Source organism: Actinoplanes sp. NPDC049118, assembly GCF_040648555.1.
Taxonomy (GTDB): domain Bacteria; phylum Actinomycetota; class Actinomycetes; order Mycobacteriales; family Micromonosporaceae; genus Actinoplanes.
In genome coordinates this window covers 39801-52701 of record NZ_JBEZDY010000003.1, presented here as the reverse complement: position 1 = coordinate 52701, position 12901 = coordinate 39801, and the positions used below count along the sequence as shown (strand labels likewise).

13 protein-coding genes and 1 other RNA gene are annotated in these 12901 nt (G+C 68.9%); 6 read left to right on the top strand and 8 right to left on the bottom strand.

Annotation, left to right across the window (positions count from 1 at the left end; all coding sequences use genetic code 11):
- Positions 1-68 precede the first annotated feature (68 nt).
- From AB0B58_RS05010 to AB0B58_RS05000, 3 genes are all read right to left on the bottom strand, one after another.
- Positions 69-983 (bottom strand): serine/threonine dehydratase, encoded by a 915-nt coding sequence (locus AB0B58_RS05010; RefSeq protein WP_360217695.1) that lies wholly within the window; start codon positions 981-983, stop codon positions 69-71.
- Between the two features lie 10 nt (positions 984-993).
- Positions 994-2046: a glyceraldehyde 3-phosphate dehydrogenase NAD-binding domain-containing protein gene (locus tag AB0B58_RS05005; protein WP_360218690.1), complete on the bottom strand. Its 1053-nt coding sequence runs from the start codon at positions 2044-2046 to the stop codon at positions 994-996.
- A gap of 1019 nt (positions 2047-3065) precedes the next feature.
- On the bottom strand, positions 3066-3608 hold the full coding sequence (locus AB0B58_RS05000; RefSeq protein WP_360217692.1) for a DUF5565 family protein: 543 nt from the start codon (positions 3606-3608) through the stop codon (positions 3066-3068).
- A 116-nt stretch (positions 3609-3724) separates the two neighbouring features.
- On the opposite strand from AB0B58_RS05000, the gene AB0B58_RS04995 reads away from it, so the two are divergent.
- Positions 3725-5332 carry a GGDEF domain-containing protein gene (locus AB0B58_RS04995; protein ID WP_360217689.1) on the top strand — a complete coding sequence of 536 codons (1608 nt, stop codon included), beginning with the start codon at positions 3725-3727 and terminating at the stop codon, positions 5330-5332.
- Positions 5333-5334: 2 nt separating this feature from the next.
- Here the strand turns inward: AB0B58_RS04995 and AB0B58_RS04990 are convergent, their stop codons facing one another.
- On the bottom strand, positions 5335-5766 hold the full coding sequence (locus tag AB0B58_RS04990; RefSeq protein WP_360217686.1) for a hypothetical protein: 432 nt from the start codon (positions 5764-5766) through the stop codon (positions 5335-5337).
- Positions 5767-5942: 176 nt separating this feature from the next.
- Complete coding sequence (locus AB0B58_RS04985) at positions 5943-6467, bottom strand: hypothetical protein (protein ID WP_360217683.1); 525 nt, start codon at positions 6465-6467, stop codon at positions 5943-5945.
- Positions 6468-7022: 555 nt separating this feature from the next.
- Between AB0B58_RS04985 and AB0B58_RS04980 the strand changes: the two genes are divergently transcribed.
- On the top strand, positions 7023-7394 hold the full coding sequence (locus tag AB0B58_RS04980) for a hypothetical protein (RefSeq protein ID WP_360217680.1): 372 nt from the start codon (positions 7023-7025) through the stop codon (positions 7392-7394).
- Positions 7395-7572: 178 nt separating this feature from the next.
- Here the strand turns inward: AB0B58_RS04980 and AB0B58_RS04975 are convergent, their stop codons facing one another.
- Positions 7573-8043 (bottom strand): hypothetical protein, encoded by a 471-nt coding sequence (locus tag AB0B58_RS04975; RefSeq protein WP_360217677.1) that lies wholly within the window; start codon positions 8041-8043, stop codon positions 7573-7575.
- A gap of 825 nt (positions 8044-8868) precedes the next feature.
- On the opposite strand from AB0B58_RS04975, the gene AB0B58_RS04970 reads away from it, so the two are divergent.
- Positions 8869-9471 (top strand): NUDIX hydrolase, encoded by a 603-nt coding sequence (locus AB0B58_RS04970; protein ID WP_360217674.1) that lies wholly within the window; start codon positions 8869-8871, stop codon positions 9469-9471.
- Positions 9472-9532: 61 nt separating this feature from the next.
- Here AB0B58_RS04970 and AB0B58_RS04965 read toward each other — a convergent pair whose 3' ends face one another.
- Positions 9533-10297 (bottom strand): IS110 family transposase, encoded by a 765-nt coding sequence (locus AB0B58_RS04965; RefSeq protein WP_360217671.1) that lies wholly within the window; start codon positions 10295-10297, stop codon positions 9533-9535.
- A gap of 94 nt (positions 10298-10391) precedes the next feature.
- Between AB0B58_RS04965 and AB0B58_RS04960 the strand changes: the two genes are divergently transcribed.
- The gene (locus tag AB0B58_RS04960) at positions 10392-10646 is read left to right on the top strand and encodes a hypothetical protein (RefSeq protein ID WP_360217668.1); all 255 of its coding nucleotides are present in this window, start codon (positions 10392-10394) and stop codon (positions 10644-10646) included.
- Between the two features lie 472 nt (positions 10647-11118).
- On the opposite strand, the gene rnpB is transcribed toward AB0B58_RS04960, so the two are convergent.
- An RNA gene (gene rnpB / locus AB0B58_RS04955) (RNase P RNA component class A) lies at positions 11119-11519 on the bottom strand.
- 84 nt (positions 11520-11603) lie between these two features.
- Here rnpB and AB0B58_RS04950 point away from each other — a divergent pair.
- Together AB0B58_RS04950 and AB0B58_RS04945 are read left to right on the top strand one after the other, a co-directional pair.
- Positions 11604-12356 carry a sulfite exporter TauE/SafE family protein gene (locus AB0B58_RS04950; protein ID WP_360217665.1) on the top strand — a complete coding sequence of 251 codons (753 nt, stop codon included), beginning with the start codon at positions 11604-11606 and terminating at the stop codon, positions 12354-12356.
- Positions 12357-12427: 71 nt separating this feature from the next.
- A complete protein-coding gene (locus AB0B58_RS04945; protein ID WP_360217662.1) occupies positions 12428-12889 on the top strand; it encodes a MarR family transcriptional regulator in 462 nt (153 codons plus the stop codon).
- Positions 12890-12901 lie beyond the last annotated feature (12 nt).

The following is a 12901-nucleotide window of genomic DNA, read 5'->3' as shown; positions in this document are numbered from 1 at the left end:
CATACGGGCACGGTCGGCAGGCTCGTGACCAGCACGAACAGTCGTCGACCACGGGCCGGCGCGCCCGCTCAGGCAAGGTCGGCCGGATCCGTGTTCGCACCGCAGAGCAGCACGACGACCCGCTCCCCCGCCGCCGGGACGTAGGCACCCGAGCTCAGCGCGGCCTGCGCGGCGGCGGTGCCGTGCTCCACGGCGACCCGGTAGTCCTCCCACAGCTGCCGGCGAGCCTCCACGATCGCCCGGTCGTCCACGAGCACGGACTGCAGCCGCTCGGCGGCCGCCGTCTCGTACGCGATCGTCCCCGCCCGCCGCGCCCCGAGCGAATCGACCGCGACACCCGAGACCTTGACGTCCACCGGGCCGCCCGCCGCCAGCGCCGAGTGCAGGGTCGCGGAGGTGTGGGGCTCGACCGCGACGACGCGGGCCCGCCCGCGCAGGGCGGCCGCGAGGCCGGCGACCAGGCCGCCCCCGCCCACCGCGACGAGCACGGTGTCGAAGCCGTCCGGCGCCTGCTCCAGCAGCTCAAGGCCAAGGGTGCCGTTGCCCGCGACCATGTCCGGATCGTCGTACGCGTGGCAGAACAGCGCGCCGGTGACGTCCGCCTGCACGATCGCGGCCGCGTACGCCTCCGCGTACTCGTCGCCGACCTGGACGACCCGCGCGCCGAGCTTGCCCAGCTTCGCGACCTTGACCGGCGGGGCCGTGACCGGCACGAAGATCTCGGCCGGCACGCCCAGTTCGCGAGCGGCGTATGCCGCGGCGAGGCCGGCGTTGCCGCCGGACGCGGCGATGACGCCCGCCGCCGGCAGGCCCCGCTCGGCCGCCACGAGGATCTTGTTGAACATGCCGCGGGTCTTGAAGGACCCCGCGTGCTGCAGGAACTCGAGCTTCAGGAGGACCGGGGAGCCACGCAGCAACGGGGTGCGCCGGACCCGGCCGGCGATGCGTCGCGCCGCCGCCTCGACTTCGCTGGTGGGTGTCACCCGATCCGTTCTACACGACGCCGAACCGGTAGGGGGCGCCCACCGGCACGGCCTCACGTTCCCCCACCAGGCGCGCCAGATCCAGCAGGCGGTGCGAAAACCCCCACTCGTTGTCGAACCAGCCGCGCACCTGCACGCCGCCGTCGGCGCTCGTCTGGGTGCCGGACGGGTCGAAGAGGCAGGACGCCGGGTTGTCGCGGACGTCGATGGAGACCGTGGGATCCGGGTCGTAGTCGAGGACGCCGGCCAGGTAGCCGGCCGCGGCCTCGGCCATGGCCCGGTTGACCTCCTCGCGGCTGACCGCACGGTCGGTGAAACCCGTCAGCTCGGCGAGCGAGCCGATCGGCGTCGGCACGCAGTAGTAGCTGTAGCGCACCTTGCCCAGCTCCGGTAACGCGACGCTGAGCAGGTCACCGGCGACGTGGTTGTGCGGGATGATGCTCTCGGCGGTGGCCCGGCCCAGCCGGGGGTCCTCGCGCGATGAGCCGGTCACGGCGTCCTGCGCCTTCTGCCAGCCCTGCATCGCCAGCACCACCGAGGTGTGCACCGAGCGCAGGCCGAACCGCCCGAGCAGCACCTTCGCCAGCACCGACAGCGCGTTCACCCCGCAGGAGGCCGGCGAGATGACGTGGTGCAGGAGCGGGTCGTACCGCTCGTGGTTGGCGCCGTAGACCAGCACGGCGTCCGGGTCGTCCGCCGAGGCGCTGATGACGACCTTGCGGGCACCGCCCCCGGTGATGTGGCCGCGCGCGCTGCCGCCGTCGCGGAACCGGCCGGTGGCCTCGATGACCACGTCGACGCCCGCCTCGGCCCACGGAATGCGGCCCGGCTGCGACTCGCTGAACGCCCATATCGGACGGCTGTTAACAATCAACTGACCGGCACCGGCGGCGACCGTTCCGGTGAATCGGCCGCGCAGACTGTCGCGTTTCAGCGCGTATGCCAATCTGTCTACCGGAGCAATGTCGTTAATGGCGGCCACCGTGATTCCGGCGTCGGAATCGGCACCGATGATGCGCATAACGCTCCGCCCGATCCGACCGAAACCGTTGATGCCGATCACGACACTCACCAAGATCTCCCTACGGCCGGATGGTCGACAGACATACCGTGGCGCGACCGTGCTGGCACATCGCCCAGCACACACTAGCCGTCACCCTCCAGACACTATGAGTGTGCAACTTGCACGTCAACCAAAGTGCTCCGAGCGGATACTCACAGTGTGGCCCCTGTTGACGGCAGGTCAGCAGAGCAGTGTACTCAATCCGATACTCCCCTCTGGACAACGCCGTCCACCTGCGAATATCACCACGGCGAGAGATTCCCAGGCAGGGCTGGCGCGGCACCGTTGAGTAGTCGTGACGCCATCCCGTCGGGACACCGCGGGCGTCGCCGGCCTCGCGACCCGGCCATACGTCCAAATCGGACGGTGCCCGCGCCGCCGGTCCCGCGAAGATGGCACACCGCCCCCGCGGCGGCGGCAAGGCTCCCACAGGAAGTCAAGTACCCGTGGCCCGATTCCGATCATCGGCGCTTTCGATGGTCCAATGCCTCGTAAACCATTCATTCAGCCCTTCGAAACGTATGCCGACAAACGATCCGGGCCCCGCGGTCAATACCGACGGCGATTGTTCACTTCGGGGACCGACATGCGAGCCGATCACCGGGTCGAACGTCCTCCGGAACCGGCGACCGGACGCATTGCCGCGCCACTACGCGACCGGGCGTGCGGTTCGCCGGGCGGCCGGAATAGGCGCCATCGAGCCGATGGCCGCTGCGGACCGGCAGGCCTGCTCGGCGGCCGTTGCGGGCCCTGAACCGCGAGGGCGGTACGGCGGGAAACCATGCGGCGAGCGTCTGGTCGAGGTGTCATCCGGGGCGCCCCTGTCCGGCGATCGGCCCGACGGCCGTCAGCGCAGCCGGGCTGTCCGGTTTCTACCCCGCCAGTTTCCCGCTGATTCTCGGTGGCCTCCGGTCGGCCGTACCCGGTATTTCGTGCAAATGGTGTCAGCTTTGCCGGTCGTCGAGGAGGTAATGCCGCAGCCGCACGGGCCTTCCGTCGGGGCTGTCCGGCTTCCCGGCTCAGGCGAAGTCGCGGTGCTTCACCTTGGCCCGCCGGCCGTCCGGGTGGTGCCACACGATGCCCTCGTACCGGGGGTGGGCCAGTAGCCAGTCGCGCAGGCCCTCGAGGTCGCGGGGCACGTCAAGCCGCTCGGCGTCGTCGTGCCGTACGAGATCATGGCCGGGTACGCCCTCGGGGTTTCCGTTGATCTTCGGACCGATCAGCTCGTAGGTGCCGGGGCTCAGCCGCCCGACGGCGGTCCCGAGCGCCTCGACGTGGCACGCCGCGTACGCCGACTGCCCGATCGGCTCCCAGCCCTGTGTCTTGCCCGTGACCTCGTCCGTCGTCACCGGCCGATAGCCGGGCGGCCGCGTCCGGCCCGGCCGGACCTCGCGCCGCGCCCACCAGGTGCCGTCCTCGTCGAGCATCACGCAGGTGCCGTCGTACTTCCGCGTCGGCGTGCCCTCGCCGTCGAGCACCCACTGGCAGGCGGGATCGGCCTCGGCCAGGACGCGCCGGCGGTTGTCCGGGTCACGGCGGAACACCGTGGGGATCTTGTTCATGGCGGCATGATCCCACCGGATCAAAACGAATATCCGTGCGGCGGACCGGCGCACGGCCGGCTACCGCCTAAGCGGGACGGCGCCCGGGCCGATGGGAGACGGGTGGGGGTGTACCGATGGACGGTAGCGCGCTGAGCGCCGAGGCATTGTCGGCTGACCTGCTGGCGATGGAGGAGCGGTTCGTCTCGGACGCCGCGGCCGGCCTCGCCGCCGCGGTCGAGCTGGAACGGCAGACCACTGCGCTCGGCGACGAGGGCCTGGTCATGCGCGCCCGGCTCTGCCGGGCCGGCATGGGCATGCGTACCGGGGAGATCGCGGGGGTCGCCCGGGAGATCTACGACGTACAGCAGTGGGCCGCCGAGCACGGCGACCGCCTGCTGGAGGCCCGCGCCCACGGGCAGTGCGCGTTGATCCAGCGGCTCTCCGGCGACTCGGGCAGGCGCCTGGAACACTCGCTGAGCGCGGTGGAGCTGCTGGACGACACCGCCACCGTGTTCACCCAGATCTGGCATCGCACCAGGCTGGCCGACGCGCTGGCCGACACCGGCGCGATGGACACGGCGCGGCTGCGCTACCGGCAGGCCGAGGAACTGGCCCGCGGCGCGCACCAGTGGGAACTGCTGACGATCCTGCTCAACAACTGGGCGCACTACGAGTACGAGTGCGGCGACGTAGTCCTGGCCCGCGAGGTGATCGGCCGGATGATCGAGCACGCCGACGCGCACGGCCTCGAGCTCGACCCGCCGACCCTGCACACGGTCGGCGAGGTACAGGCCGCCAACGGCGAATACGCCGAGGCCGAGCAGACGATGCTGAGCTGCATCGCCCAATACGAGGCCGGACACGTCGAGGCCGTCGCCGACCTGGTCTACTACCGGCTCACCCTGGCCCGCGCCCTGCGCGGCCTCGGCGAGAACGGCCGCGCCCAGGAGAGCCTGGACGCCTGCCGTGAGCTGTGCGCCGAGCTCGGACTGCAGGCAATCCTGGTACAGGTGCATGAAGAGCAGGCCGACCTCCATTCCGCCCGCGGCGACCACGCCGCGGCGTTCGCCGAGCTGAAGACGTTCATCGCCGCCCGGGAGAGCCTGCGCTCGCAGGAGCGGGAGAGCCAGGCACAGGCCCGGCAGGCGATGTTCGAGACCGCCGAGGCCCGCGAGCAGGCCGAGCGGTACCGCGAGCAGGCCCGCCGCGACCCGCTGACCGGGCTGCGTAACCGCCGCTACGTCGACGAGGAACTGCCCGCCCTGATCGCCAAGGACCCCCGCCTGAGCCTGGCCGTCGCCGACATCGACCACTTCAAACGGATCAACGACCAGCTCTCCCACGACACCGGCGACCAGGTCCTCGTCCAGGTCGCCAAACTGCTGGACGCCGGCCTGGCCGCGGTCGCACCGCGCGGGTTCGTCGCCCGCCTCGGCGGCGAGGAGTTCCTGCTCGTGCTGCCCGCCACCCCGGTCTCCGCCGCGACCACCACCCTCGACGGCATCCGGCAGGCCGTCGGCGCGCACCGCTGGCACGACCTCACCGGCGACCTGCCCGTCACCGTCAGCATCGGCGTGGCCGCAGTCGGCGAGACCTCGCCGCCCAGCCAGTCCGCCGCGCTGTCCACCGCCGACCGCAACCTTTACGCCGCCAAACGCCAGGGACGCGACCGCGTGGTCGCGGGCACGCCGCGGGAGCGTCTCCCCCGCGCCTACCGCGACCGCAACCGCGACGTCGCCTGAGGCTAGGTTTCCATCCCTTCGGCCCGCTCGCCGTCGAGGTAGTACTCGGCCCACCAGCGTGCCTGCCGGTCGACGGAGAAATCGTCGAAGTCGCCGGCGGCCTCGCAATCGGCCAGGTAGCGCAGCGCTTCAGCGGCCGCCGGTGAGCCGTCGGCGACCAGGTGTGCCTTGGCGGCGTCGAGGCCCGCGCCGCAGAGCAGCTGGACATCGAGGGCGCAGTGCGCGTCCCAGCTCGACTCCTTGGCCTGCCAGATGGGCAGCACGTCGTCGAGGTGGCCGGCGTTGAACAACTGGACGCAGCACAGCTTCATCAGCTCGGTGTCCTGCACGTCCTGGACGAGCTGCGTCTGAGCGCGCAGCAGGCCCCGGATCTCGCCCAGGTCGGCTGCGGACGGATGCAGACCGAAGCGGCGGAGGCTTTCATCCTCGTCCACGGGTACTCCCTCGTCGGTACGCCAGTTGTGCGCGGGCCATCGTCGCAGGCGACGACCAGGTCGGGTAATTCGCTGTCCAGCGCGGGCCCGACCATGGCTTCGATCCCTCGTCCGCCAACTCAACAACGAATCCTGAATTCGGGTCGGGCGTGGGCCTCCCGCCACTCTTGCGGCGCCTACTTCGGGTCGGCGGTGCGGGAGACCGGCACCGGTCTGCCCCGAATCGCGAGAACCGCCCGCTTGCCCAGAGGTGCCGCAAGGTTCAGCGTTGCCTTGCGGGTCATGGCGATCATGGTGCATGGACCGGCGTAGCCGTTCGGCTGCTGCAGCACGATGACCACCACCGCCTTGGCCGACTCGACAGGCTCGGCGGCGTAGTCGGCGCCGCATGGCTCCGTCGCCGGTCCCGGTGATCCGGAGAACGTGACCGTCATGCGGGTGCCTCGGGCATCGACGGCGGCGGAGTCGATGGACATGCCGTACTCCGTGACGGTGGAGTCCGGGTCGGACGGGCCGACGGAGCCCGCCGCCGCCTCATCGTGGCGAGCCAGCGTCGCTCTCGCCTGCTGGCGCAGCTCCTCGAAGCTTTCACCCTTGTTCAGGCTGGAAGTATCGCCGAATTCGATTTCGTCCCCGGAGTCACAGCCCGCGAGCAACAGCACGAATGCCGACGCGGCTGCCCATGACCGTGCAGTCGTCACGGCACCTCCTCAGCGCGTTCGACGGCCGGCTCGCGGTGACACCCGGCCTGGCGACCACAGACGGTAGCGCACCTCGACCACCCGGATCGCGTCGATCAGGTGGGCTAGACGGAGAAGTACCTGTTCCTGTCCCGGTTGATGGTTGACGGGTGGCCCAGGTTGTTGGTTCAAGATTCCTACACTGGGTGATCGTCAAGACGTGATCGAGGGTCTCCTGCGCTCGGAGGAGCGTCCGGTGGCTGGACATGTCCGGGCAACCAGGGAGGTGAGCACCGTGGCTCAGCGGCGATGGCGACCCCTGGGCCACCAGGCAGTCCTGGAAGTGCGAGAGGGTCAACCGATCCCCATGGAACGAGCCCTGATCATCAGGGAGCCATTCTCATCGTGACGGCGCAGGTCACCAGCGCGAACAACGGCCTATTTCGGCAGTCAGGCCACCCGAGGTGCGGCTCGGCCGATGTGATCATTCTTCGGGACGAAAGGCCCGAACCCGGTCGAACGAGGCCCCGTCGGTACCCTTTCTCCCGGTGAGTCGCAGGCAGCGAGGAGAAGTCGATGACCGAACAAGGTGAGTTCCAGGCGGCGCCGATCAAGCCCACGATGTCCTATGACACGCTCGAGAAAATCGATATCCGGGTCGGCACCATCGAGAAAGTGGAGGACGTCGAGAAGTCCGACAAGTTGGTCCGTCTCATCGTGAACTTCGGTGACCATAGGCGAAACATTCTCGTCGGAATGAAGAAGGAACGCGATCATCCGGCGGAGATCGAGGGGTTGCAGGCGCTTTTCGTCGTCAACCTCGAGCCTCGGAAGATGATGGGTGAGATCTCCGAGGGAGAGATGTTCGACATCGGCTACGCCGACAAGGTCGTTCCCGTACTGGCGGTGCCCGAACGCCCCGTGCCGAACGGCACCCGCGCGGGCTGAGGCGGGAACGGGTGGACGTCCGTGCCCTCACGGCCGATCCGGCTTGTCCCGAATCCGGCCGGGGTGCTCGATCCGGGACGGGCACGAGCTGCGGCCTTCTGCCGGCATGGCAGAAGGCCGCTTGAAATGGCCCGACGTCAGCGCCGGTCGAGTCTCAGCGCCGTGGCGTGCCGGGCGTTCAGCGCCATTCCGGGCCCGTCGGGACGTTGTCGAGCGCCGTTGCCGGAACCTCGCGAATCTTGTTCCACGCGAACCAGTACTTGTCAAACGCGGCCGGGGACACAATCCATCGCTTCTGGCCGTTACTGACCAGATAGACCTGGTTACCGCTGGGCGACTTGGCGAGGAAGGCGTCGGAGTCCAGCTTGGATCGTTCCGGGATCTGACTGGTGTTCAGGTCGCTGTGGATGTCGCTCCAATTCCGGAAGAGGGACTCGTAGGTGGACGGGCTGGGAATCCAGCGCCGGTATCCCTCCGGATCGATGACGTAGACCTCTGACTTGTTCGGTGCCTTCACCCGCACGCCGGCGAGGTCCGGCCGCGGCTCCAGGTCGTCGAGGACGGAGCCGGCGGCCGGCCTTGCGTCGGTCGCGGTTGTGCGGCCCGCCGCCGCGGCGGTGGAGATCGGTGTGGTGAATACAGCGGCCACAGCGGTTGCGATGACGGCACCGGCGATCGCGCGAACCGTTCGTTTAGTAACCATGGGTGTTTCCTCTCCTCAAACAGCTTTTGGACTCGGCCAGCCTAAGGCCCCCGATCCCGCTCGAATGCCATTTCTAGCGAATGGCGGCTATTGGATCGGCGGAGCAAAACGACCGACTATTCGGGAGGGAACATAGCTGGTAATCGTGCCCGTGTACCCGGAGCGGGGAAATGGTTGTCGACTTTATGCGCCGGCCGTTTCTAGTACGTTCGCGAGCCCCTCACCCACCAATTGCGTGGATCGTGAAGAAAATATCAATCCTGCCGAAGGCACGCGCTCCAGTCTGCAGGTCACCCGCGCGGGTCGCCGCCAAATCCAACAATCACTATTGGTCAGAGTTTTCCCATGCCGGACACCGCCGGCGAAGCACACGCCCCCAGATACCGCAGGGCGTGAGCAGCGCGGAGATCGCAGCCATGTCAGCGTTCTTCGCGTCGATGGCCCGGATAGCGTCGATCAGCTCGTCGGCCGGCTCTAGCGACGTTGCTCGACGCCGAGCGGGTAGCCCCAGAGCAGGTGCGGCACCACGCTTTGAGCAGACGGCTCGTCCAGAGCTGGGTACGCCGCAGCCGCACACGTCCGAGCTTCGAGCTGGCGGCTCTCGCGCAGCGGGTGCACGTAGCTTCCTGATTGCCTACAGTCGATCGTGACCTCGACCCATGAGACTGAAACGCCAGCTTTCACGAAGGCCCGCGTAGCTGCGGGCGCCCTTGTACGTCGGCCTGACGGCGGTAGCCATCAGTGCCAGTGCTGCACGACGGTGATGCAGCGGTGACCGCCGACCGCGAGCGCGACCCGGGGGAAACGTCGAGCCGGGCGAGTCACCCCCGCAACGCCTGCGTGCGCGAGGTCTACGAAGAACTGGGAATCCGGCCACCGATTGGCAAGCTGCTCGCGGTGGACTGGGCACCTCATCCGGACGAGGGCGACAAGGTCCTGTTCATCTTCGATGGCGGCACCCTAGACGACGCCACGCTCGCGCAGATCCGTTTCCGCGACGGCGAGCTCGATGAGTACGCGTTTGCCGCCGCAGGACAGCTGGCGGAACTGACCGTGGAGCGCCTCGCACGCCGCCTGGAGGAGAGCCTTGCGGCACGTCGGGTTGGCGCTTCTGCATACCTGGAGAACGGCCGCGTTTCGGACGGCCGCGTTCCGGACGTGACGCTCCTATTTCCGTCAAGTGGTCGGGATGGTGGACTGCTGGGACTTCACGTCTGGCGTAGTCGCTGTCGGCGTTCCCTAAAGCGTCGAAGAAGATCTTCGTATGCGGCCTGCGGTGTCTGTCCGCCGCCGATCTCGTCGGCTCGCTCGCCGAAGAAGCGAGCGCAGCTGACGTCGTCCGCGCGCCAGTCGGGCGGTAGCTCGTCTGGGTGAGCCGCAAAGGCCACCCAAGCGCCGGGCTCGTAGATACCGCCGTAACGAGACCGAGCGATGGTTACGGGATAGAGATCGTCTTCCTGCACGCCTTAAGGGTCTCAGGCGGTGATAGGTGGGTGCGCTGTATATCTGCGGTCAGCAGGGGAAACGCCTCGCGGGCGACGTAGCGTTTGAGGCAGCGCATGATCTCGGTCTTGGTCTTGCCTTCGGTGGTGCGGCGGGCGACGTAATCCTTGGTGGGCTGGTGGCAGCGCATGCGGACCAGGACTACGCGCCAGAGGGCGCTGTTGGCGTCGCGGTCGCCGCCACGGTGCAGGCGGTGCCGGTCGGTGCGTCCGGAGCTGACCGGGATCGGGGCGGCGCCGCACAGGCGGGCGAACGCTGATTCGGAGCGCAGTCGGACGGGGTTGTCGCCGGCGGTGACGAGCAGTTGTCCAGCGGTGTCGACACCGACGCCGGGCAGCGCGACGAGCTCCGGTGCGACGGCGGCGACCAACACTGTCAGATGGACATCCAAGTCGTCGATCTCGGCTTGCAGGGCCAACCAGCGGCGGGCGAGGCTGCGCAACGCGACTTTGGTGGCTGCGGCCGGATCGTTCACTGGGCCGGGTCGAAGAGCGGCGCAGCCACGGATGCGATGCTTGCCGGTCAGCACCCGTAGCGACTGTCGGAGTGTCTGCGGCGCCGACACGATGAGGGCGTCGATTTGGCCGCCTGCCTGGATGCGGGCCTTCATCGCGACGCGTCGGGCGACCCGCAGGGCGCGGATCATCTCGACCTGGGCGTCACGTGATTTCGGCGTGCCTGAGGCGCGTCCGCTCAATCGGGCGACGTCCGACGTTCGTGCTGCTCACGGCCCCGCCGACCGGACGATCGATCGACGCACGGCGCTGGTACGGCTCGCGTACCCTGCTCGGATGAGCCAGCAGATCATGGGACGGCACCCCGTCCTTAGAATCATTGCCAATGCCGTAGTCGGCATCGGAATCGCTGTCGTAATCATTGTCGTCACAGACCGGACGGTCCCAGAGCACCTGAAGATCTGGATCATCCCCGCCGTCCTGGTCATTACCTCGCTGGGGACCGCCGCGACGAAGTTCGTGAGGCGTCGCCGGAGTGTCGCCGCGTCGGTCCCCTCATCCCAGCCAGAGGCCAATGGCCAAGCGACTTGAGCGAAGCGCTGACTGGCGAGTCTGTGGCTTACTACGCCTCCGGCGGGTAGGGCCTCCGGCCCTACGACCCGGAGAACGCCTCCGGCGGCCGGGGCTACGCGCCCCTGGACCCCGGCGACTCTGGGATGCCCAGCCAGCCGACAGCGGCCCGTCGCACACCGAAGGCCACCAGACCGCGTCTGCCTGGTCCAGGTCGTTCGTCCAGCGGGGCGCTCCACCTGGACCAGGCAGACGCGGCCCGGCCGAGCGAAGCTTGCGCGACGGGATGCCGCAACCGCCATCTGCACAGCCCAGCGCGTGAAAACCACGATCAACCCCGGGCCGATCCTGGGCCGCCTGCGGGCCGTGAGAGTGCGCTCTGGGGCCGTTTCTGGGCCGTCAAACGCCCACCAACGTCGACTAATGACGACCACCAGCGACCAGGGAAACGCCTGGTCAGAGCCCATCATCAGGGCTCCGACCAGGAGGGCGACGGACGAGCCAACCTGTACGCCGGATTCTGTACGCGGCGGCCCTGCGGCCGCCGGTGACGGTCATCCATCTCGGCCTACCGTTGCCGGCACGCTCTTGCGGCCTACCCGCAGACTCGGGCGAGCAGCCCTCGAATGCCTGCGCCGGCCACCGCCTCGCGGCGGGGGCCTTGCTTGGCCTTGCTCCGGGTGGGGTTTACCGAGCCACCCCGGTCACCCGGGGTGCTGGTGGGCTCTTACCCCACCGTTTCACCCTTACCGGCACGAAGCCGGCGGTCTCTTCTCTGTGGCACTTTCCCGCGGGTCACCCCGGGTTGCCGTTAGCAACCACCCTGCTCTGTGGAGTCCGGACGTTCCTCGGTGACGCTCGTGAGAGCGCCGACGCGACCGCCCGGTCGACTCGTCCGTCGCGCCGCCATCTTACTTGCGTGGGTGGGCGGGCCGGCGGCGGTGGGCGGATCTGCGTGGCCGTAGATTCTTCGGCATCATGGATTTCGCGCACATCCTGCTGCTCGTCGTCGCCGGCCTGGCCGCCGGTGTGGTCAACGCGATCGCCGGCGGCGGTTCCCTGATCACGTTTCCCAGCCTGATCGCGGTGGGGCTGCCGGCGGTCGACGCCAACGTCACGAACTCCGTCGCGGTCTTTCCGGGCTACGTCTCCAGCGTCGCCGGGAGCCGGGCTGATCTTGCCGGGCAGGGGCGGCGGCTCCGGGCGATCATCCCCGCGAGCCTGGCCGGATCCGTGATCGGCTGTGCGTTGCTGCTCGGCACCCCCGCGCGGGCCTTCGAGGTCGTCGTTCCGTTCCTCGTGCTCGGCGCCGCCGCCACGCTCTTCTTCCAGGACCGGCTCAAGGCCCTGGTCGGGCGGTCGACCTCCGAGAAACGGGTCACGCTGCAGGTGGTCGTGTTCGTCGGTGCGATCTACGGCGGGTATTTCGGCGCCGCGCTCGGCGTCATGTACGTCGCCGCGCTCGCCCTGGTGCTCGACGAGACCCTCAACCGGATCAACGCGCTCAAGAACGTGCTCTCCGCCTGCGTGGGGCTTGTCACCGTCGTGGTTTTCGCGATCTTCGCGCCGGTGCACTGGGGCGCGGTGCTCACGCTCGCGCCGGCCACGATCGTCGGCGGGTACGCGGGTGCGCGGCTGGCCCGGCGGCTGCCGGCCCGGGTGCTCAAGGTCCTGATCGTCACGTTCGGCACGGCGATCGGGCTCATCCTGATGTGGCGGGCGTTCAGGTAGGCAGGGCTTTCAGGAAGCCTTCAGCATCGGCGGGAAAAATGCAGCAAAACATAGCGACCCGGGAAGGGAAGATGGCCGACGACGACGCGGCGCTGGGGTCGATCGAGACCCAGGTGGCCATGCTGATGCGGCTGGGTGAGGCCACCCGCCGTTCCTCGCCCCGTCCGCACCGGGCCCTGGACCGGGCCGCCTACGTCATCCTGCGGTTCCTTCAGGAGGCCGGCCCGCAGAACGTCTCCGCCGTCGCCGACCGGCTCAACCTCGACGGCTCGACGGTGACCCGGCAGGTCGGGGCCCTGCACCGGGACGGGCTGGTCGCGCGCAGCGCCGATCCCGACGACGGCCGCGGCACCGTCATCGCCGCCACCGCCAAGGGCCTCAGCCAGGTCGACGCGGTCAGCCTGGCCCGCCGCGAGCTCTACGACATCGTGTTGAAGGACTGGACCCCGGACCAGCGCCGCGACCTGGCCATCACCCTCGAGCGGCTCACACGCGACATGGACGCGTATCTGAAGGGCCGCGGCCCCGGATAGACCCCCGGGTGA

What these genes read in the sequence shown, in the direction of transcription:
- AB0B58_RS04960 (WP_360217668.1), top strand. Translation starts at nt 10,392, where the DNA reads ATGAGCCAGCAGATCATGGGACGGCACCCCGTCCTTAGAATCATTGCC.
- AB0B58_RS04980 (WP_360217680.1), top strand. Translation starts at nt 7,023, where the DNA reads ATGACCGAACAAGGTGAGTTCCAGGCGGCGCCGATCAAGCCCACGATG.
- AB0B58_RS04995 (WP_360217689.1), top strand. Translation starts at nt 3,725, where the DNA reads ATGGACGGTAGCGCGCTGAGCGCCGAGGCATTGTCGGCTGACCTGCTG.
- AB0B58_RS04950 (WP_360217665.1), top strand. Translation starts at nt 11,604, where the DNA reads ATGGATTTCGCGCACATCCTGCTGCTCGTCGTCGCCGGCCTGGCCGCC.
- AB0B58_RS05000 (WP_360217692.1), bottom strand. Translation starts at nt 3,608, where the DNA reads ATGAACAAGATCCCCACGGTGTTCCGCCGTGACCCGGACAACCGCCGG.
- AB0B58_RS04945 (WP_360217662.1), top strand. Translation starts at nt 12,428, where the DNA reads ATGGCCGACGACGACGCGGCGCTGGGGTCGATCGAGACCCAGGTGGCC.